Genomic DNA, 21,548 nt, shown 5'->3' with positions numbered 1-21,548 from the left:
CAAACTGCCTAATCCCCTTAAACAAAACGGGGACAATTAGGGGATTAACGCAAAGATCCCCCTTACCGTTTTACGCCTGCCCGGACGAAGGAATAATGTTACGCAGCCAGCTTCCCCACTTGCGCTGATAGAACGGTTGCGTATGGCTTATCAGATAATGACTGATGCCGCGTTCCTTTTCAGAAACGATACAGAAATCCACAGGACGGTCGTCCGGTGATGTTTCGGCGGCCACATTTCCCGCTTCACGGATCAGCGCATCAATTTCCTGCTCATCACCGTCAGCTTCAACCCCAATTAACAGGTTCGGCTGCTCGTCGACGGTTTTGTCGTGGATAAGCGCCATGAACGCCCGGCGTACCGGTTTTTTTTGCGTGAACAATGTCGTCAGCGCGTCAATCATCGCCGACGGATACTCTTCCGGCTGGCCTATCAGAAGCTGGCTTTCTTTATCGAGTACCAGTTCCGACGGCGCATTCAGGCCGCCGTTGTTGAGCAGCAGCGTGACTTCGCTCGGGTAAAACTCTTTACCGTATTCAGATTTCGGATTCAGAAACAGCTCTTCACCCTGCGTCATTTCAAATAACACCCGGGCCGGAAGTGCCACAAAGGCCTGCTCATCCGGGCTTTCGCCAGCGCTGGCTTTTTCCAGAACGTCGACGGACGAAAAGAAAGGAATGATCGAGCTACCGTCCTGTTTTTCCCAGTGCAGGATATTCAGTTCGCTGCCCGCAGTGATCGCCACACTGCCCTGTTGTTCCGCATTATCCTGACCGGCATCGCCCAAAACAAACACGGTGGAATCCAGCAGCGTCTGGTAAAACGCCGGACGCCAGGCGGCAGCGGTCACGGACAGACGGAGCAGTCGCTCCAGCTCGTTTTCACCGTCCGTCGCAGCGCTACCGGCAGGGAGATGGTCGTGTGGGACACTCATGGTTCTTTACTCCGGTAAAGGTATAAAACGGGGCGCCCGTGAGCGCCCCGTGGTCAAAACAATGCCTGATACCAAAAATTCGAGTTGTACGACAAAAGGATCAGGCCTTTTGCGCAGCACTTGCGCATTTGCCGCTCGAAGTATGCTGGGTAGTTATTTTGCTTTGGCTAACAACAGGTTGGCGACAGTGCGCACGCCCAGGCCGGTGGCACCGGCAGACCACTGGTCAGCCGCACTTTTGCGGTAAGTTGCGGAACAGTCGATGTGCAACCAGCCTTTTTTGTAATCCGTCACAAAGTGAGACAAAAATGCGGCAGCCGTGCTCGCACCGGCGGTGTGAGAGGGACCAGCGATATTGTTCAGTTCCGCGAAGTTTGACGGCAGATGTGAACGATGGAACTCTTCCAGTGGCAGACGCCAGAAAGGTTCGTGTTCGGCTTTCGCACTTGCCAGCAGTTCGCCAGCCAGCGCATCGTCGAAGCTGAACAGCGCGTGATAATCGTTGCCCAGCGCCGTTTTGGCCGCACCGGTCAGCGTTGCCGCGTCGATCAGCAGTTCAGGATTCTGTGCAGAGGCGTCGATCAGGCCATCTGCCAGTACCAGACGGCCTTCAGCGTCGGTGTTCATCACTTCAACGGTTTTGCCATTGCGGTAGCGAATGATATCGCCCAGTTTGAGCGCATTGCCGCTGACCATATTGTCCGCGCAGCACAGATAAAGCTTCACGCGTTTATTCAGGCCGTTGGCTGCGGCCAGCGCCAGCGCACCGGTCAGGGTCGCTGCGCCGCCCATGTCAGCTTTCATGGAATCCATAGAGCCGCTCGGTTTGAGGCTGTAGCCGCCGGTATCAAAAGTAATACCTTTGCCCACCAGGCAGGCGTAAACCGGCGCTTCAGCGTCGCCGCTTGGGTTGTAATCGAGCGCCAGCAGAACCGGAGCGCGATCTGAACCACGGCCAACAATGTGCAGGCCGTTATAATTTTGCTGACGAAGATCGTCACCTTTGGTGATGCGATAGCTGACTTTATCGTTACCAAATTCGCACATCAGATCCACAGCGCGCGTGGCCAGTTGCTCTGGTGACAAGTCTTCTGCAGGGGTATTGATAGTGTTGCGCACCCAGTCGATGATTTTCAGGCGCTGCTTTAGCGTGGTCGAATCATCTTCTGATAATTCGGCCCATTCGACGTTACGGGTGCCTTTCGGGCCACGGAAGCCCTGCCAGAATGCCCAGCTGTTTTCGAGATCCCAGCCTTCACCGGCCAGTTTGACATTTTTAACGCCCTGACCGTCGATACGACGTGCCGCGCGGGAGATTGCCGTCAGCGCGTCGCCGCCATTCAGATGAATGGTCATGCCCGCAGAATCGGTACTCAGTGTGGCTTTTTCGCCCCAGCGCGCATCAGCAGGCTGAGTGGAAAGGAACACGGGCATGGCTTCATTGGTCGTTACTTCGGAACTCATAACAGCACTCCTGATTGTTTTTATCTTCAATGATGACAGGTAAATCGCCCTTTTATAGGGAGGGACTTCATTTCATATAAACCGGTGGCAACTCACGCAGGCGGCGGACCGATTTCACCACCAGCGCAATGGCATAATCAATTTCTTCTTCGGTGGTCCAGCGCCCCAGCGAAAAGCGGATGGAGCCGTGTGCCAGTTCTTCGCTCAATCCTATGGCACGCAAAACGTAGGAAGGTTCAAGGCTGGCGGAGGTACAAGCCGAACCGGAGGACACCGCCAGATCTTTGAGCGCCATGATCAGAGATTCCCCTTCCACGGCGGCAAAGCTGACGTTGAGAATGTTGGGTGCCGCGTGCTGCGGCGATCCATTGAGATGCACCTGATCCAGCTGCTGAATGCCCTTCCACAGACGATGCCGCAGTACGGTCAGACGCTCTGCTTCGGCGGTCATCTCTTCTTTGGCAATGCGGTAAGCTTCGCCCATGCCGACAATCTGATGCACCGGCAGCGTCCCGGAACGCATACCGCGCTCGTGGCCGCCGCCGTGAATTTGCGCGTCGATACGCACTTTCGGCTTGCGGCACACGTAGAGCGCGCCGATACCTTTAGGGCCGTAAATCTTGTGCGCCGAGAACGACATCAGATCGACCGGCAACTCGCTGAGATCGATAGCTATCTTGCCCACGCTTTGGGTCGCATCGACATGGAATAAAACGCCGCGACTGCGGCACAGTTCACCGAGAGTAGCGATGTCCTGAATTACGCCGATTTCGTTGTTCACCTGCATGATTGAAACCAGAATCGTCTCCGGACGCATCGCCGCTTCTACCGCCGCCGGGGTGATCACACCGTCTTCGCGCGGAGCCAGATAGGTGACGTCGAAACCTTCGCTTTCCAGCTGGATACAGGTATCGAGCACCGCTTTGTGTTCGGTCTGGCTGGTGATGATGTGGTTGCCTTTCGCACGCTGCGCATGGGCTGCGCCTTTGATAGCCAGATTGTCAGATTCTGTCGCGCCCGAGGTGAAGACAATTTCACGCGGATCGGCATTGATCAGATCAGCAATCTGGTTACGCGCCACGTCCACGGCCTCTTCGGCCTGCCAGCCAAAGCGGTGCGAGCGGGAGGCCGGATTGCCGAAAGTACCGTCCAGTGTCAGACACTGCATCATCATCTGCGCAACACGCGGATCGACCGGCGTGGTGGCGGAGTAATCGAGATAGATAGGTAGTTTCATGGCAGGCAAGCTCCGGACTGCGCGTTCGTTATCGAACGAAAGAATTAAAAACGACAGCCAGTTTAAAACGGCTTCACGGATTCTTAAAAGGGAAATGACGTTTTGCGGGCACTAATCGGTAAGAATTGACGTCAGTAAAAGAAAAAAGCCCGCGGAAATTAACTTCCCGCGGGCTTTTTTAAGCGTCGATCATCAGTGGAAAAAGAGATTACGCTCTTAAATTCACATTGATCGTTTCCATCTGACGGCCATTTGGCTGACGACGGACTTCACCGTTCTGACGGTCGGCCACTTCCAGGATTTCCTGGTTATTGACCAGCTCTGCCAGCGTAATGTTGTTCAGGAAGCCGCTGATGCGTTCACTCAGATCACGCCACAGGGTATGAGTCAGACAGCGTTCGCCGTTCTGGCACCCTTCTTTACCCTGACAACGGGTTGCGTCAACGGATTCATCGACGGCAGTGATGACTGCGCCAACAGCGATATCCGCGGAATCTTTACCTAACAGATAACCACCGCCCGGACCACGAACGCTGGCAACCAGACCGTTTTTACGCAGACGCGAGAACAGCTGCTCCAGATAAGAAAGGGAGATGCCCTGGCGCTCAGAAATGTCAGCCAGTGGTACCGGTCCTTCCTGTGAATGCAGCGCTACGTCAAGCATAGCGGTCACGGCATAACGGCCTTTGGATGTCAGTCTCATAGCATGGTTACCTGTGTTGAATTACTTAAAAAAAAATACATTGGTTCGGAACATGCAAATGAGTCTGCCATTCCCGAGTAAAACAGTCAACTATTTAACCTAGTAATTTACTCAAGTATTACAGAGCCAAAAGAACGAGGGAGAAGCAAAGTCGCAACCTTATGATAATCAGACTAAAAACTGTCTTTATTATCAGAAAGTGAGGCTTATTCCTTGCCGTTCTTAGTCTTTTCGATCGACGTCAGGATGCCGCGCAGGATGTTTAACTCCTGAGATTCAGGTCGCGCACGGGTGAATAACCGACGTAATTTGCTCATTACCTGACCGGGATGCGCCTGTCGAATAAAGCCGGTTTCCAGCAACGTATGTTCAAGATGCTGATAGAAACGCTCGAGGTCATCGACCAGCGGATACGGTGACTCTTCATACTCTACCTGCGGCTTCGCGGCTTCCAGTAAAGCAAGGTGCGCCACGCGCACTTCATACGCAATGATCTGCACAGCCATCGCCAGATTCAGCGAGCTGTATTCAGGGTTCGCTGGAATGCAGACGTGGTAATTACACTTTTGCAGCTCTTCGTTAGTCAGACCAACGCGTTCACGACCAAACACCAGTGCGACTGGCGCGGTTTGTGCCGCGATGGCACTGTGCTCGCCGCATTCACGCGGTTCGAGCATCGGCCACGGCAATGTGCGCGAACGGGCGCTGGTGCCGATCACCAGACTGCAGCCCGCCAGGGCTTCGTCCAGCGTATCAACGATCTTCGCGTTTCCGATCACATCACTGGCACCGGCAGACAAAGAGATGGCCTGAGAGTCAGGTTTCACCAGCGGATTGACCAGATACAGGCTGGATAATCCCATGGTTTTCATGGCACGGGCGGTAGAGCCCATATTGCCAGTGTGGGAGGTTTCAACTAATACAATACGGATATTGGGCAGCATACAAACTCTGAGCGTGGCGGAAAATCACAACAGCCTATCACAACGGTAGTTAATTTTCAGAACCCCTGCTATACTGCGCGCCGTTTCCCGTATTCCCGTTCTTTAACATCCTAGTTGGAAGATATCCATGCATCCGATGCTCACCATCGCCGTGCGCGCTGCGCGCAAGGCCGGTAACCTGATTGCCAAACATTACGAAACGCCAGATTCTGTAGAAGCGACTCAAAAAGGTACCAATGATTTTGTTACCAATGTAGACCGCGAAGCCGAGCACATGATTATCGACGTCATTCGCAAATCCTATCCAAAACACACCATCATCAGTGAAGAGTGTGGCGAACTGGAAGGCGAAGACAAAGATGTACAATGGATTATCGACCCGCTGGATGGCACCACCAACTTCGTTAAACGCTTCCCACATTTCGCTGTATCTATCGCCGTGCGCATCAAAGGCCGCACTGAAGTCGCGGTAGTATACGATCCAATGCGTAACGAACTGTTCACTGCGACCCGCGGTCAGGGCGCACAACTGAACGGTTACCGTCTGCGCGGCACCAACGCTAAAGACCTCGACGGCACCATTCTGGCAACCGGCTTCCCGTTCAAAGCCAAACAACACGCAAAAAGCTACATCAACGTGATTGGCAAACTGTTCACCGAGTGTGCAGATTTCCGTCGTACCGGTTCTGCTGCGCTGGACCTGGCGTATGTCGCCGCTGGTCGCGTTGACGGTTTCTTCGAAGTGGCGCTGAAGCCATGGGATTTCGCCGGTGGCGAGCTGCTGGTTCGTGAATCAGGCGGCGTGGTGACTGACTTCGTTGGCGGCCACAACCATTACTCTTCTGGCAACATCGTTGCCGGTAACCCGCGCGTTGTTAAAGGTATTCTCAATACCATGCGTGAAGAACTGAGCGAAGCGCTGAAGCGTTAATTCCGCTGCTTATCAGTTAAAAAAAACGGACGTCCATTGCGGGCGTCCGTTTTTTTATGCCTTTTTTTAGCGACCGAACGGACCGCCCAGCCCCGATGAAGCCTCTCCGCCCGCTGTGCTGTACAACAGAATACCAGCTACCAGCAGCACAATTCCTCCGCCCAGTGCCAGCAGCGACCAGGCGATGCGTTGCCAGACCGCAGGCGTCCGGCTGGCGCTCAGCTTCACCGCCAGCGCCCGGCTGTAAAATACCAGCACACCAATAAGGGACACGGTGAGTGAGGTGCCGATGGCCATGGCGATAGCTGAAATCACGCCCCAGCTGTACACGCCGATCACCTTGGCAAACAGCAACACCATGACAGCACCCGAGCAGGGTCGCAGCCCCATCGCCAGCACGATCGCAATTTGCGTGCGTAAATCTCCGCCCGCCTGCAACTGTTTGTCACTCGGCACATGCTGATGGCCGCAACCACAATGATCGTCATGAACATGCGGCTGCGCGCCCTGCGGTGAAATACTGCGTATCTTCATCGCGGGCACCGGTCGCAGACTTTTCAGCGTGTGATAAACGCGTTTCAGCGCCCGCCAGCACAGCAAAAGACCGAGCAGGATAACCAGAATGAAACTCCCCTGCTCCATCCAGAAACTGCTCTGATGCAGCTGACGGGAAGAGAGCTGCAACACGCCGAGCACCACGCTGACCAGCAATATCGCCACCAGCCCCTGCACAATCGCCGAGGCGAAAGTCAGTTTCAGGCTACTTTTCAATCGGGAAGGATGGGTGGCGAGATAGGTGGTGATGACGATTTTTCCATGCCCCGGCCCGATGGCGTGTACAACGCCGTAAATGAGGCTAAAGCCCGCCAGTGTCATGCCCGCCCGCATCGGATTTTCTTTAACCTGGCGCAATAATCCCGCCAGTTCCTGATGTAAATCCCGTTGCCACATAATGCTGCTGAGCAATATGCGCGGCCAGTAATGCATCAGCAGGAAACCCCCTGCCGCCAGCAGAATAAGAAAGACCGCCAGCGGCCACAGATCGCGCCAGGAAATGGTTTTCGATGACGTTGAGATTAATGACATTCCAGCGTGACCTTCTGTGCAAATTGCTGACCGAGATCCATGCTTTCCGGCGGCGCATCGGCTTTATCGAGCGACAGCGCGTAGCTTTGCAGCGAAGCGTTTGGCTTTGGCGTTAACAGCGCCAACGTGCAGCGCTTTTCCAGAGCAGGCGGCATGTGCAGCGCGGTTTTGTCTTTGTAGGTCATATCGACAAAGTAGGACGGGTCAAACGTCATAAACTCCATCGGTTTTCCGGTCAGTGGCTGAGGACGGGCCAGTGGCAGAACAAACTCAAGCACCGCCTGGTCGCCTTTGCGGGAAAGCTGATATTCGCTCGGTAAGTCCAGATATTTCACCGGCTTTCCCTCACGATAAAAGTTGGTGAAATAATGCTGGCTAAGCACGCGCGCCATCACTTCTGCTGCCAGCTTCTTCCAGATATCCGAACCGGTTTTGGCATTTTGCGCGTCATACAGCAAATCTGCCGAGGTGATTTCATCCATCGTCCAGACCATTTTCAGGCCGGTCAACGAAGTCTCGTCGGCAACCAGCGTGGTCTGCATATCAATAAAGCTGTGCGGATGCGCAGACGCAGCGCCCGGCAGGAAAAATAGCGCCAGCGCAAGCCAGCGCATACTACGTCCTGAGAGCCTGTCCCTGGTTTTTTGCAACGTCACTCTCCTGTAAAGCATCATTAAATTGTTACTAAGTAACAGTATTTTGCTGTGCATTTAAGCGGTCGTCAAAAATATCTGTGATCTGAGTTGTAAGCCGGAGTAAAACCCAATGGCCGCGGCCTTTCGCGGGCGGGCGGTTTGCTATGCTTGACTAATAATTTCAAGTGACACCATTACAGAAGGTGATATGACTCTGGATCCACAACCTGCTCCCGCGCTTTCCGCTTCGCAACGTCGCTGCCACGTGTTGCTGATGCTGTACGCGCCGCTGACGGCTGTGCAACTGGAGATTATCAGTGAAATCAACCGGGTTGATCTGCGAACGACGTGGGACGATCTGGCGGAAGTCACCTGCGAGATCCAGCGCATACACCGGCTGGACGTTCTGCAATACAGCGAAAAAGAGTGCCGCATTCAGGGCGACACCCTCGCCCAGCGCCTGTGTCTGTTTCAGGGATTACGCCGCACCCTGCGTATTTCCCCGGATTTCGTGCCGCGTCATTTTCTGCCCTGGTTACATATTGCGTTCGAAGGTCAGCCTTGCCCAAAGGTGGTACTGCGCACCGATATTCTGGGGGTCATGATCGAAGATTGTGCCTCGCTGTTGCCGAAAGGGCTGAGCGAGCACGATTGCCAGCTGATACGCATTTGTTTGCAATATTGTCTGTGGCAGAACGGTGCATGGCAAAGCGCGCCGTCCGGTGGGATTCGTTTCACCGAACAACAGCGTCGCTGGCTGCGCGAAAAAGCGGAGTATCCGGCGGCGCGAACGCTGTTTACGCAGTTGCAAACCCTGAGTCACGGCCTGATGGATGACAGCGAGTGTGAGTTTTTCACGCTGATGCTGCGCATGCTGAAAACGCACAGCTACCAGAGTTCCGGCTCGACCGAAGATCAGCGGTTGCTGCTGCAAATCGAAAATCTGGTGGCGCGCTTTCAGGATGTCGCTGGCATGAAATTCAGCAGTTACGAAGGTCTGGTCGGCCAGCTGTTTGCCCATCTCGGCCCGGCGATCGAACGCTGTCATTTCGGCATTGGCATCGACAATCTGATGCAGGAAGAGGTCAACCGGATGTATCCGCGTCTGGTACGTACCACCCGCGAAGCGCTGGAAGGGTTTGAGCAGGAGTATTTGATCGCGCTGTCAGAAGATGAAATCGGGCTGGTGGCGATCACTTTTGGCGCCTGGCTGATGCAGGGCAATGCGTTACAGGAGAAACAGATTTTACTGCTGACGCACAATAATCCGGAACTGGAAGAGGCGGTCGAGCAGCAAATCCGCGAAGCTACGCTGCTGCCACTTAATATCAAATATCAGACGCTGACGGATTTCTATAAATTCGGTGCCCCGAGCGGCGTAGCAATGATTGTTACGCCCTACGCCACCCGCAGCACCGACGCCGATCCGCTGGTCATTCACACCCAACTGCCGCTGGCGAAAGAGCAGCGAAAACGTATCCGCTCGCTGCTCGAAGCGCCTTAACTGGCAGGCGTTGCCGGTGCGGAGGGCGTGACGTTTGGACGCAGGAAAATAGCCGGAACCGCCAGAATCGCCATCACCCAGAACAATCCGGCATGCAGATGTTCAAACAGGAAGCCGGACACCATCGTCATAATTGCCACCCCGCCACCCATTGCCAGCGCAGAATACACCGACTGTAAGCGGATCACCTGATCGCGCGGACGCGCTGCAATAAAGCGCATACCCGCCAGATGACAGACGGTGAATGTGCCGCAGTGCAGGATTTGAATCAAAATCAGCCACGGCAGCGCGGTAAATTCGCCCATCAGTCCCCAGCGCACCACACCGCACACTGCCGACAACAGCAGTAAATCGCGCGCCGACCAGCGGCTGAACAGCTGTTTGCTGAAGGTAAATACCAGCACTTCCGCCACCACGCCCAGCGACCATAAATAGCCGATAGTCGTCGAAGAATAGCCGACGTCTTGCCAGTAGATGGCGCTGAAGCCGTAATAGGCCGCATGCGCACCCTGCAACAATGTGACGCACAGCAGGAATCGCCAGACCGGCGTTTCACTCAGCAGCGCTTTCCAGGTGATGGTCGGCGCGCCGCTCTGACGCGGTTCCCCGACCGGCTTCACGCTTGGGCGCAGCAGCATCCCGAGCAGCATCGCCGCCGCGCCTGCGGTCAGCGTGTATAAAATCGCGTTATGGCCGTAGACCTCCACCAGTTTGCCGGTCAGCGCCGACCCTATCACAAACGCAATCGAGCCCCAGACGCGCACTTTGCCGTAATCCATGTTGATCTGACGTTGCAGCGTCCCCGCCAGCGCATCGGTCAGCGGCACCAGCGGCCCGAAGAACAGGCTGAAACCGGCGATGTTGATCATCAGCCACGCCCAGCCGTTGCCGAACCAGAAGCCGACGGCGAAGGCCAGTGTGAGCAATGCCAGAATGCGCAGCCCGGTTACTAAATGAGAGGGGTCTTTGATGGAAGGAGAAATGATTAACGTGCCAAGGAAGCGAGCGACTAACCCTGCGCCGAGCAGCAGGCCGATATTTTCAGAAGAGATCCCCTCGCCTTTAAGCCATAACCCCCAGAAGGGAAGAAAAATACCGTAACTGAAAAAATAGGTGAAATAACTGAGTGACAGCCAGCGTGTGGAACGCAATTCCATAGATCCTCCGGTGTGAGGCCAATACTTTGACAGAGCTCACAATCGCTAGCAATCCGCAAACCTCTCCATGACAAAAGAATGTCTGCCAGCTCACAAATTCTGATTCATACGTATAAAAAAACCCGCCGGAGCGGGTTTTAGCACCTGACGGTTACCGCAATATTATGCGTAAACCGGGAAGCGTGCACAGATGTCGAGAACTTTGTTTTTTACGCGTTCGATAGTGGCTTCATCGTTCACGTTGTCCAGCACGTCACAGATCCAGCCAGCCAGTTCACGGACTTCTGCTTCTTTGAAGCCGCGACGGGTCACAGCAGGTGTACCGATACGTACGCCAGAAGTTACAAACGGGCTCTTCGGATCGTTTGGCACGCTGTTTTTGTTCACGGTGATGTTGGCGCGACCCAGAGCGGCATCAGCTTCTTTACCGGTAAGGTTTTTATCCACCAGATCCATCAGGAACAAGTGATTGTGCGTACCGCCGGAAACCACTTTGTAACCACGTTCCAGAACCACAGCCACCATTGCCTGTGCGTTTTTCGCCACCTGCTGTTGGTACACCTTGAATTCAGGTTCCATCGCTTCTTTCAGTGCTACCGCTTTACCGGCAATCACGTGCATCAGCGGGCCGCCCTGACCACCAGGGAAGACGGCGGAGTTCAGTTTTTTGTAGAACTCTTCGCTGCCGCCTTTCGCCAGGATCAGACCACCGCGTGGGCCAGCCAGCGTTTTGTGCGTGGTTGTGGTGACGATGTGTGCGTGTGGCAGCGGATTAGGGTAAACGCCTGCGGCGATAAGGCCAGCAACGTGTGCCATGTCGACGAATAAGTAGGCACCAATGCTGTCAGCGATTTCACGTAGTTTGGCCCAGTCAACAATACCGGAGAACGCGGAGAAGCCGCCGATGATCATTTTTGGTTTGTGCGCTTCAGCCTGACGTTTCACATCTTCGTAGTCGATATCGCCAGTTTCGTCGATACCGTAAGGCACCACGTTGTACAGTTTACCGGACAAGTTAGCCGGTGAGCCGTGAGTCAGGTGACCGCCGTGACCGAGGTTCATCCCCAGAATGGTGTCGCCCGGTTGTAACAGTGCGGTGTAAACCGCGAAGTTCGCCTGTGAGCCGGAGTGTGGCTGAACGTTAGCAAAATCAGCACCGAACAATTCTTTTGCACGGTCGATAGCCAGTTGTTCAACGATGTCGACGTACTCACAGCCACCGTAATAGCGTTTGCCTGGGTAGCCTTCGGCATATTTGTTGGTCAGTTGCGAGCCCTGAGCCTGCATAACGCGCGGGCTGGTATAGTTTTCTGACGCAATCAGCTCGATATGTTCTTCCTGACGAACAACTTCTTTTTCCATTGCTGCCCACAGCACTTCATCATAATCGGCAATGTTCATTTCACGCTTTAACATCCGCATCTCCTGACTCAACAAACTAAAAAATAAACGCCCCTTGCGGGTTCTGCGCCACAGTGTAAATGTTTAAGCGGCCTTCGGATAGGGTCAGCTTAAGGTTTTTAGGCAAACGATTGGCTCCAGATACAGCAAGGCTTTGATCTGTGAACCTCTGTCCATAATCAAGGGAGTTTTATTCACCTGAACATGTACAAATTTCAGCTTTGTGAGCCATTCCTCATCTGATAATAGCCCTACCCCTTTAGGGGTGTTTACAAAAATTGTGGGTTTACATAAGATGCATTTAAAATACATGTTATGGCGTTACAATAAACGACACGGAGTTCACCATGCTTGACAGTCAAACTATCGCAACCGTTAAATCCACCCTTCCTTTACTCGCCGCGACCGGCCCGAAGCTCACCGCACACTTCTATGACCGCATGTTCGCCCACAATCCTGAGCTGAAAGACATCTTCAATATGAGCAATCAGCGCAACGGCGATCAGCGTCAGGCACTGTTTGACGCCATCTGTGCTTATGCCGCCAACATCGACAATCTCGCGGCGCTGCTGCCTGCGGTAGAACGTATTGCTCAGAAGCACACCAGTTTCACCATCCGCCCGGAACAGTACAATATTGTCGGGACACACCTGCTGGCGACGCTCGATGAAATGTTCAGTCCGGGTCAGGAAGTTCTGGATGCCTGGGGCAAAGCCTACGGCGTGCTGGCGAACGTGTTCATCAACCGTGAAGCCGAAATCTATCAGGACAGCGCAGAGAAAACCGGGGGATGGAGCGGTACTCGTGAATTTCGTATCGCCACGAAACAACCGCAAAGCAGTCTGATTACCTCTTTCCTGCTCGAACCGGTCGATGGCCAGCCGGTAGCGGACTTTCAGCCGGGGCAATATCTGGCGGTGTATATCCGCGACGCTTCGCTGAAGAATCAGGAAATTCGTCAGTATTCCCTGACGCAGGCGCCGAACAGCAAAACTTATCGCATCGCGGTGAAACGCGAAGATCAGGGCGCGGTGTCGAACTTCCTGCACAACCACGCACAGCCTGGTGACATCATCCACCTCGCCGCACCGCACGGTGATTTCTTCATGGATATCAGCGACATCACGCCGGTCGCGCTGATTTCCGCCGGTGTCGGCCAGACGCCGATGCTGGGAATGCTGAATACGTTGGCGCAGCGCGGGCATAACGCCCCGGTTCAGTGGCTGCACGCTGCCGAAAACGGCGCTGTCCATGCTTTCGCCGGTGAAGTGAAAAGTGCCGGGGCGCGACTGCCGTCGCTGGAAAGCCATGTCTGGTATAACCAGCCGCAGGAAAGTGATCTCCCTGGCGAAGATTTCCAGTTTCAGGGGCTGATGGATTTAAGCAAAGTCAGCTCGCAACTGGGCGACCCGGCGATGCATTTTTACCTGTGCGGCCCGGTCGGGTTCATGCAGTTCGCCGCGCAACAGTTGCTGGCGATGAACGTCAGCGAAGACAGAGTTCACTATGAATGTTTCGGCCCGCATAAAGTGATCTGAATCTGAAAGGCTGTAAAGCAAAAAGGCTGACGCGATGTCAGCCTTTTTCGTTTCTGCTCCGCACGGCGGATCAGATAGCTTCTTCGTCCTGCTCGCCGGTACGGATACGTACCACGCGCGCCACGTCGAACACGAAGATTTTACCGTCGCCGATTTTACCGGTCTGCGCGGTTGTCATGATGGTTTCCACGCAGGTATCCACGATGTCATCAGCCACAACAATTTCGATTTTCACTTTTGGCAGGAAATCGACCATGTATTCAGCACCACGGTACAGCTCGGTGTGACCTTTCTGACGGCCAAAACCTTTCACTTCGGTGACGGTCATCCCGGTAATCCCGACTTCTGCCAGCGCTTCGCGGACATCGTCGAGTTTGAATGGCTTGATAATCGCATCAATCTTTTTCATGGCGGACCCTTATAATCATTCGTTTGCTCTCCGCCTTCCTGAGCGGCAGCATGGTTCACAATCTGGCTTCGCAGGCGCGTGGCGTACGAAGGGGCTAAAGGTATCATAGTTCAGGGGCGGGAATGTACCCGATGGCGCTGATATTCTTTACAGTCTTTACTCTTTAAAATCGGTCGCTTCCAGTTCGTGGCGCGACAGCAATTTATAGAATTCGGTGCGGTTACGTCCGGCGATACGCGCCGCCTGCGTGACATTGCCTTTGGTTATCTGCAAAAGCTTACGCAAATAATTCAGCTCGAACTGATTACGCGCATCGGCGAATGTCGGCAATGCGGTGTTCTCCCCTTCGAGCGCCTGCTGAACCAGCGCTTCACTGATCACCGGCGCGGAAGTGAGCGCGACACATTGCTCGATCACGTTCACCAGCTGACGCACGTTTCCCGGCCAGCTGGCCGCCATCAAACGTCTCAGTGCATCGGTAGAAAAACTGCGCACAAACGGCTTGTGCCGCTGCGCCGAGATCCGCAGCAAATGATTGGCGAGCAGCGGAATATCCTCCGCCCTTTCGCTCAGCGTTGGCAATTTCAGGCTGACCACATTCAGACGGTAGAACAGGTCCTCGCGAAATTCGCCCTTCTCCATCGCTTTCGGCAAATCACGGTGCGTGGCAGAAATAATGCGGACATCGACGTCAATATCATGATTGCTGCCGAGCGGGCGCACCTTGCGCTCCTGCAAAACACGCAGCAGTTTTACCTGCAATGAAAGCGGCATATCGCCAATTTCATCAAGAAATAACGTCCCTCCGGTTGCCGCCTGAAACAGCCCTTCCCGGCTGCTGACCGCGCCGGTAAACGCACCTTTGGCATGGCCGAACAGCTCGGACTCCAAAAGTTGTTCCGGCAACGCACCACAGTTGATGGCGATAAACGCTTTCTTCCCGCGCGGGCTGGCACCGTGGATCGCCTGCGCCAGCACTTCTTTACCGGTGCCGCTCTGGCCGTTGATGAGCACGCTCACGTCGGACTGGGCGACCATATTGGCTTGCTCCAGCAGACGTAGCATGACAGGGCTGCGGGTGACAATTGCTTCGCGCCAGCTTTCATCCGCCGACGGGCTGGACTGCGCCAGCGCCTCATCGATGGCTTTATAGAGCGCATCGCGATCGACAGGTTTGGTGAGGAAACTGAAGACGCCCTGCTGCGTGGCGGCGACCGCATCGGGGATCGAGCCGTGCGCGGTAAGAATGATCACCGGCATGCCCGGTTGGAATTGTTGGATCTCCGCGAACAGCGCCATGCCGTCCATTTCATCCATGCGCAAATCACTCAAGACCAGGTCGATACGTTCACGGTGCAGCACACGCAGCGCTTCCGCCCCGCTTTCGGCAGTGGTGACACGGAAACCTTCGCTGGTCAGGCGCATACCCAGCAGTTTTAACAGGCTGGGATCGTCATCGACCAGCAATAAACTGGCAGCTTTTCGTAGCGTCATTTTGCGTTCGGATCCTTAGGCGGCGTGTAAGTCTCAGCCGGTTTCACGGAGGATTCAGAAGCCGGTTTCGCCGGCGTGGCGGGATCGTTGTCCGGTAAATCACCCTGAATTTGTTTGCGCGAGGAGAGCTGACGTTCGATATCAGTCAGGTTCTCCAGCTTACGGCGCGTATCCGCCAGACTGTTTTCCAGTGTCTGCTGTTGTGCAGTCATCACCTGAAGTTTTTCTTCATTTAGTGATTGCTGGCGGAGATTGCCGGCTTTTTCATCCCCCAGTACCACCTGCAAATTCTGACGCTCGCGCCACAGCTGCACCAGCGGGCGGATTGAAGACGGCATCTGTCCGCGATTCTGGCTGACTTTATTCAGCAAGGCCCGGCGCTGCGTGAGATCCGGATCGGCACCCGACAACAGGATGCTCTGTTTGAAGATCTGATCCCAGCTGGCGGCGGGGATCTGCTGCGCCTGAAAACGCGCCTGCGCGTCGCTCATACGATCGGCACAATCCATCGCACGCAGCCAGTAGAGGGAATTGGTCAGCGCGTCGTCATCGTCCAGTGCCCAGAGGGTCTCACAGGGCGCAATACGAAAATCAGTCACTTTGCTTTCAGGAACAACGTTACTGGAAACTTGCTGATAATAGGAATTATCGGCAGTGTGCTGCACGCATCCCGCCAGTACCAGCGCGCTACCGATCGACAAAAATCGGCGAACAGATTTAATCAGTAAGGTGAATGCGCTCATTGGTCGCACCCGCCAGCGAATATCATCATTATTTATTCTTCTCAGCCGTCAGGGGCAATTCGATACGGAAACAGACGTCAGCATCCTCAACGGCAACCAGTTGCAGCTCTCCATGCATACGGCGAATACAGTCCTGAGCAATGCTTAACCCCAGACCGCTGCCTTTTACAGCCCCTTTTCTCTGCTGGCTGCCCTGATAAAAAGGTTCAAAAATCATCGCGCGCTCGGCGTCGGGGATCGGGGCTCCGGAGTTCGCCACCTCGATAATCACCCGCTCTTCACCATACCGGCTGCGGACCCAAATAGTACCGGATTCAGCCCCGTAGTGCACCGCATTGGAGTAGAGATTATCCAGCACCCGGCGCAACAGCGTCGGTTCTGCCAGACACTGTGGCGCATCAATAACCACTTCACTGCGGATTTTCTTCGCCCGCGCAGGCAGACTGTTGGCTGCCACCACGTCAGTGACCAGCGCATTAAGATCGACATTCACGCTGAGCGTTGGCGCATCGGCCAGTTTACGGTTGTAATCGAGCAATTGTTCGATCAGCGTCTGTAAATGGCGACTGCTGTTGTTTAAGATCGCCACCACTTCTTTTTGATCGGGCGTCAAGGGTCCGGCGACTTCATCGGCCAGCAATTCAGTGCCTTCGCGCATACTGGCGAGCGGTGTTTTCAGCTCATGAGAGATGTGGCGCAGGAATTCATGACGCTGCGATTCCAGCCACGCCAGCCGTTCACTTAGCCAGACAATACGCTGCACCAGCGAGCGGATTTCCCGCGGGCCTTTAAAACGCGAGACATCCCCCAGATTACGCCCTTCGCCCAGCCGGTTGATCATGCGTTCAACGCCTTTCACCGGGCCGATAATCATGCGGGTAAACAGCACCACCAGCGCACCGCTGAGCAGGAACAGCACCAGCGCCTGCCAGCCAAAGAACTGGCCACGCTCGGCAATTTCTCGCTGCAACTGTAAACCGCGTGAAAACACCACTTCGCGGGTGGCCTGCACCATTTCAGCATTGGTGCGCGAGAAATTCTCCAGCCGCGCTGAGGAATCGTCATCTGGCGAGTTATTGCGGCAAACCGGCGTGGTCAGTTGGGTCAGCAACGTGCGCAGCGTCTGGTAATAACGTAAATCTGGCAACACGGCAGAATGCGCGTCCAGTAATTGCGAATATTGTTTGCGTTGATTTTGATAAAGGCGGGAAAGCGTCGGATCGTCAAGGACACAATACTGACGGTAGCTGCGCTCCATTTCCAGCGCGATGCTGGACATGGCCTCGCTGCGACGGGCATCGGTCAGCGTAGTGCGGTTGATCCGTGCAGCCTGGCGGCTGAGCTGGTCGAGACTGTCATAGGCCTGATAAGCCAGTACCAGCAAAGGCAGCAGGACTAACAGGAAAGCCATCAATACCAACTGGCGTAACGAACCGGGGAATAAACGTCCTCTTTTCAACGCATTCATCTCATTTTCAACAGATGAAGTCATGCTAGCTGACAAAGGTATGAACAGCCAGTGTCGCGGCGAATGGTCTTTAAGGTTTTTGGAATGGTAGAAAAAAAGGAAATTTCAGAGGGGTGGTGTTGCAGAACATCCATCAGGATGTTCTGCAAACCGGAAGAGGTGGTGCCTCACTCAACGTGTCGTTCGATGCTTGATAACGTGCTTGCGCAACGATTATCGGTCTGGTGAACGATAGGCACCGTTTCTTAGGCGTCATTCGGGCATTATGAGCATATCAACGCTTTCGCGTGAGCCAATCATAATCAGGTGAATGAGCAACTGCAATGATACTAGCACAATGCATGCCAACATTTAAATAAAAAATATATCACACTGAAATTTATCATTTTTTATATAAATGTGATTTTATTGTTCCGTCTGCAAACCCGATAAACCGCTGAAAAAACAGCCAGAGTGTCGCCGTAAACCAACACTTCAAACACATTTTATTAAATAACTTAATAATCAATGAGATATGTGTCTCTAAATGGCGACACCTTTTTTGGGGATTGTCGCCAAATTATGACAATAAGAAATCAGTGGCTAATCACCGCGCGTTTAATGAGCTGCTTCTGGCTGTACATCGCCTGATCGGAGTCTGCCAGCAGGCTATGGACGGAGGCGTGTTTCGCCGCGTCATATTCAATTTGCCCGACGCTGAATTTAATGTCGTAGCCGCGCTGTTCCTGCAAGTTCCACGCAACTACCGCTTCGTGCAGACGCTGCATGATTTCCCTCGCCTCAAGATGGCTGGCGTTGGTCAGCAGCGCAACAAACTCATCGCCGCCGAGTCGCCCGACCACATCAGTTTCGCGTAGCAATCCGCTGAGAATACCGGCGAATACGGTCAGCGCGCGATCGCCTTCGGCGTGCCCGAACTTGTCATTAATCGCTTTAAAATCATTCATATCGAAAAAGAGCATCGTGGCCGGTAAGCCCAGACGCTGACACGCATTCAGCGTCTGCTGCGCCTGCGCTTCGAATCCACGACGATTCGCCACCAGCGTCAGTTCATCCATCGTCGCCATTTGCAGCGCACCGATTTCCTGCTCGGCCATTTTGGCTAAGTCGCGCAGCAACTGGCGTTCATCATCGCTCATCTCACGGGGTTTCACGTCAATCAGGCACAAGGTACCCAGTGAACTGCCGTTGGGGACGACCAGCGGGCATCCGGCGTAAAAACGAATACCGGGATCGCCGGTTACCAGCGGATTATCGTGAAAACGTTCGTCACAAAGGGTGTTGGGCACCAGCATGACGTCATTTTCCAGAATCGCGTGAGCGCAGAAAGAGACATCCCGCGAGGTTTCGGTGGCCGCCAGCCCCTGGCAGGATTTAAACCACTGACGGTTGACGTCTACCAGCGACACCAGTGCGATGGGCACATCAAACAGTCTTCGTGCGAGACGGGTCAGGCGATCAAAACGTTCTTCCGGCAGGGTATCGAGCAGATTGTAGGCACGTAACGCGTGGATGCGCTTCGCCTCGTCAGTAGGGATTTCTGGCGTTTTCATTCACAGACCTCATTTTTCATGCGCCGCTTTTCATCGTAAAAACCGATGACGCAAAAGCGAAGCAGATTTCCCGGGTTCAAAATAACTGCAAAAATACGTATTGCGGATGTCCTGAAAATAAAGACATCGTCCTGTTTAGCATGTGTTGTTTATTTAAAGGCTTCATCAAAACAATAGCAAAAAATACAACCACGAAGAGGATGGTAGATGCTGAACAGGTCAGTTTGAACTAAGAATTTTATTACTTACGCAATTTCATCGCGCTGAAGCGCGGGTAAATCCCCGGCACAGCAGCGCTTAAACCACATATTCAGAGAAGTCCGTAAAGTGCACTAAAACCCTAAATCCGGGGAAAAAAAGCCGGCAAACCACTGTCAATGCTCGCTGAAACCCAGTGAATTTGGCGTCGGCACCGGCTGTTCGCAGTCTATCGGATTATCCACTTTGGCCGGATCGCACTGAGTAGCCTGCTGCGGGATAAATATATGATCGAGGATCGCGCGCGCCGTCGGCCCGGCGACAACGCCATCGCCTCCGCCGTTTTCCAGGATCAGCGCCATCACCACCGAAGGATGTTTATACGGCGCGAACGCGGTATAGAAGATATGGTCACGCAGGCGAACCGGGGTCATTTTAGCGTTATAGACCTGATTCTCACGCAGGCTGAATACCTGAGATGTCCCGGATTTCGCCGCAATCTGATAAGGGGCGGTGTGGAACAACTTATAGCCGGTGCCGTTCGGCAGATTCGCCATGCCGAACATGCCATTTTTGACGATACCCCAGACAGGCGACGTCGGATCGGCAATTTGCTGCGTCGGCGGCATTTTATACGGCGTGATCGTTTTACCGCTTTTTGACGAATACAGCAGATGGGGCGTTTCGAGCTTACCGTTATTCACCAGCGCACTCAGCGCCCGCACCATCTGAATCGGCGTCGCTACCCAATAACCCTGCCCGATACCGACCGATACCGTATCGCCCTGATACCAGCCTTTCTTGTGTACCTTCATTTTCCACTCACGGCTGGGCAGAACGCCGCTGTACTGCTCGTCCAGATCGATGCCGGTAGATTTGCCGTAGCCGAATTTGCTCAGCCAGGTGTGAATACGGTCGATGCCCATTTCAAACGCCACCTGATAGAAGAAGGTATCGGCAGATTCTTCGATGGCTTTGGTGACATTGAGCATCCCGTGGCCCGTTTTCAGCCAGTCACGATAATGGCGCTGCGTGCCCGGCAACGTCCAGGTCGGCGCGCCGAAGAAAGAGGTTTGTGGCGTGATAACACCTTCGAACAATGCCGACGTCGCCATAAACGGTTTTACCGTAGACGCTGGCGGATAGAGCCCCTGCGTCACGCGGTTGATCAGCGGCAGATCCGGGTTTTTCAGCAGCGCGCTGTACTCTTTGCTGGAGATGCCGTTCACAAACGGATTCGGGTCGTAACTCGGGCTGGACACCATCGCCTTGATGCCGCCGTCGCGCGGATCCATCACCACCACCGCAGCACGCTGGCCTTTCAGCACTTTCTCAATGTACTGCTGCAAACCGAGATCCAGCGTCAGATAAATATTCTGCCCGGCCTGCGGCGGGACTTCTTTCAGCAGACGCACCACGTGACCGTGGTTATCGACCTCCACTTCCTGATAACCGGTGCGGCCATGCAAAATACTTTCGTAATACTTTTCAACGCCCTGCTTGCCGATATCATGGTCTGCGGCATAGTTCTCGGAAATTCCCTCGGCGTCGAGTCGCTTTTCGTCTTTATCATTAATCTTCGATACGTAACCCACCACGTGCGCCAGCTCCGCGCCATAGGGATAACGCCGCTGCTGATAGGTACTTATCGACACGCCGGGGAAGTTGAACTGATTTACCGAAAAACGCGCGACTTCGACATCGGTCAGCGCCAGTTTCAGAGGGATTTGCGCAAAGCGACGCCCGTGGATCATCGCGTCATGGAAGCTGTCGAGATCGTCCTGGGTTAAGTCAACAATCGGCTTAAGCGCATTGAGCGTTGCCTGTAAATCCGGGACTTTGCCGGGGATCATCTGCAACTGATACAGCGTGATATTTTGCGCCAGCACCACGCCGTTGCGATCCATAATCAACCCGCGACTGGGGGCGATCGGGAGCATTTTGATGTCGTTCTGATTTGAGCGGGTCTGATAAAAATCATGCATTCCCACCTGTAAATGATACAGATTTAGCACCAGAACGGCGGACAGCAGAAACACGACCATAAAAGCAATCACGGCGCGGCGGACGAAAAGGACGGACTCGGCGGTATGGTCGCGGATTTCGTCGTTTAGTAAGGCCATAAGCGGGCAACTACCTTTATTATCTG

The 21,548-nt window shown here is 54.1% G+C and carries 18 protein-coding genes; 3 read left to right on the top strand and 15 right to left on the bottom strand.

Annotated elements, in window-relative coordinates:
• Nucleotides 1-70 precede the first annotated feature (70 nt).
• The 5 genes from sseB to trmJ all read right to left on the bottom strand — a co-directional run bounded on the left by sseB (nt 71) and on the right by trmJ (nt 5,282).
• Entirely contained in the window at nt 71-934 is an 864-nt protein-coding gene (gene sseB, locus TU92_RS04770) for an enhanced serine sensitivity protein SseB (RefSeq protein ID WP_112164812.1), read from the bottom strand.
• A gap of 153 nt (nt 935-1,087) precedes the next feature.
• The gene (gene pepB, locus TU92_RS04765) at nt 1,088-2,398 is read right to left on the bottom strand and encodes an aminopeptidase PepB (RefSeq protein WP_112164810.1); all 1,311 of its coding nucleotides are present in this window, start codon (nt 2,396-2,398) and stop codon (nt 1,088-1,090) included.
• Nucleotides 2,399-2,465: 67 nt separating this feature from the next.
• Nucleotides 2,466-3,635 carry an IscS subfamily cysteine desulfurase gene (locus tag TU92_RS04760; RefSeq protein ID WP_112164808.1) on the bottom strand — a complete coding sequence of 390 codons (1,170 nt, stop codon included), beginning with the start codon at nt 3,633-3,635 and terminating at the stop codon, nt 2,466-2,468.
• Nucleotides 3,636-3,843: 208 nt separating this feature from the next.
• Nucleotides 3,844-4,338 carry a Fe-S cluster assembly transcriptional regulator IscR gene (iscR, locus tag TU92_RS04755; RefSeq protein WP_056781306.1) on the bottom strand — a complete coding sequence of 165 codons (495 nt, stop codon included), beginning with the start codon at nt 4,336-4,338 and terminating at the stop codon, nt 3,844-3,846.
• Nucleotides 4,339-4,544: 206 nt separating this feature from the next.
• Complete coding sequence (gene trmJ, locus TU92_RS04750; protein WP_112164806.1) at nt 4,545-5,282, bottom strand: tRNA (cytosine(32)/uridine(32)-2'-O)-methyltransferase TrmJ; 738 nt, start codon at nt 5,280-5,282, stop codon at nt 4,545-4,547.
• A gap of 127 nt (nt 5,283-5,409) precedes the next feature.
• Between trmJ and suhB the strand changes: the two genes are divergently transcribed.
• Nucleotides 5,410-6,213 carry an inositol-1-monophosphatase gene (gene suhB, locus TU92_RS04745; protein WP_112164805.1) on the top strand — a complete coding sequence of 268 codons (804 nt, stop codon included), beginning with the start codon at nt 5,410-5,412 and terminating at the stop codon, nt 6,211-6,213.
• A gap of 66 nt (nt 6,214-6,279) precedes the next feature.
• Here the strand turns inward: suhB and TU92_RS04740 are convergent, their stop codons facing one another.
• Nucleotides 6,280-7,299 (bottom strand): nickel/cobalt transporter, encoded by a 1,020-nt coding sequence (locus TU92_RS04740; RefSeq protein WP_112164803.1) that lies wholly within the window; start codon nt 7,297-7,299, stop codon nt 6,280-6,282.
• Nucleotides 7,290-7,913, bottom strand: coding sequence for a DUF1007 family protein (locus TU92_RS04735; protein ID WP_244207808.1), 624 nt, complete (start codon nt 7,911-7,913; stop codon nt 7,290-7,292). Before TU92_RS04735 ends, TU92_RS04740 begins: the two co-directional genes overlap by 10 nt.
• 229 nt (nt 7,914-8,142) lie before the next feature.
• Here TU92_RS04735 and csiE point away from each other — a divergent pair, with 229 nt between their 5' ends.
• Nucleotides 8,143-9,438, top strand: coding sequence for a stationary phase inducible protein CsiE (gene csiE, locus TU92_RS04730; protein ID WP_112164801.1), 1,296 nt, complete (start codon nt 8,143-8,145; stop codon nt 9,436-9,438).
• Here the strand turns inward: csiE and TU92_RS04725 are convergent.
• Both TU92_RS04725 and glyA read right to left on the bottom strand, forming a co-directional pair.
• Nucleotides 9,435-10,595, bottom strand: coding sequence for a 3-phenylpropionate MFS transporter (locus tag TU92_RS04725; RefSeq protein ID WP_112164800.1), 1,161 nt, complete (start codon nt 10,593-10,595; stop codon nt 9,435-9,437). The genes csiE and TU92_RS04725 overlap by 4 nt on opposite strands.
• 162 nt (nt 10,596-10,757) lie before the next feature.
• Nucleotides 10,758-12,011: a serine hydroxymethyltransferase gene (gene glyA, locus TU92_RS04720; RefSeq protein WP_112164799.1), complete on the bottom strand. Its 1,254-nt coding sequence runs from the start codon at nt 12,009-12,011 to the stop codon at nt 10,758-10,760.
• 332 nt (nt 12,012-12,343) lie between these two features.
• On the opposite strand from glyA, the gene hmpA reads away from it, so the two are divergent.
• Nucleotides 12,344-13,534: an NO-inducible flavohemoprotein gene (gene hmpA, locus TU92_RS04715; RefSeq protein WP_112164798.1), complete on the top strand. Its 1,191-nt coding sequence runs from the start codon at nt 12,344-12,346 to the stop codon at nt 13,532-13,534.
• A 70-nt stretch (nt 13,535-13,604) separates the two neighbouring features.
• Here hmpA and glnB read toward each other — a convergent pair whose 3' ends face one another.
• From glnB to mrdA, 6 genes are all read right to left on the bottom strand, one after another.
• The gene (gene glnB / locus TU92_RS04710; protein ID WP_013574351.1) at nt 13,605-13,943 is read right to left on the bottom strand and encodes a nitrogen regulatory protein P-II; all 339 of its coding nucleotides are present in this window, start codon (nt 13,941-13,943) and stop codon (nt 13,605-13,607) included.
• A gap of 156 nt (nt 13,944-14,099) precedes the next feature.
• On the bottom strand, nt 14,100-15,437 hold the full coding sequence (glrR, locus tag TU92_RS04705) for a two-component system response regulator GlrR (RefSeq protein WP_112164797.1): 1,338 nt from the start codon (nt 15,435-15,437) through the stop codon (nt 14,100-14,102).
• Nucleotides 15,434-16,180, bottom strand: a complete 747-nt coding sequence (gene qseG, locus TU92_RS04700) for a two-component system QseEF-associated lipoprotein QseG (RefSeq protein WP_112164796.1) — start codon at nt 16,178-16,180, stop codon at nt 15,434-15,436. Before qseG ends, glrR begins: the two co-directional genes overlap by 4 nt.
• 28 nt (nt 16,181-16,208) lie before the next feature.
• Entirely contained in the window at nt 16,209-17,648 is a 1,440-nt protein-coding gene (locus TU92_RS04695) for a sensor histidine kinase (RefSeq protein WP_112164795.1), read from the bottom strand.
• 575 nt (nt 17,649-18,223) lie between these two features.
• The gene (locus TU92_RS04690; protein ID WP_112164794.1) at nt 18,224-19,201 is read right to left on the bottom strand and encodes a sensor domain-containing diguanylate cyclase; all 978 of its coding nucleotides are present in this window, start codon (nt 19,199-19,201) and stop codon (nt 18,224-18,226) included.
• 374 nt (nt 19,202-19,575) lie between these two features.
• Entirely contained in the window at nt 19,576-21,522 is a 1,947-nt protein-coding gene (gene mrdA / locus TU92_RS04685) for a penicillin-binding protein 2 (RefSeq protein WP_112164793.1), read from the bottom strand.
• Nucleotides 21,523-21,548: the final 26 nt, after the last annotated feature.

It is taken from the genome of Rahnella inusitata (assembly GCF_003263515.1).
Lineage (GTDB): Bacteria > Pseudomonadota > Gammaproteobacteria > Enterobacterales > Enterobacteriaceae > Rahnella > Rahnella inusitata.
This window is presented reverse-complemented; position numbering and strand designations above follow the sequence as displayed.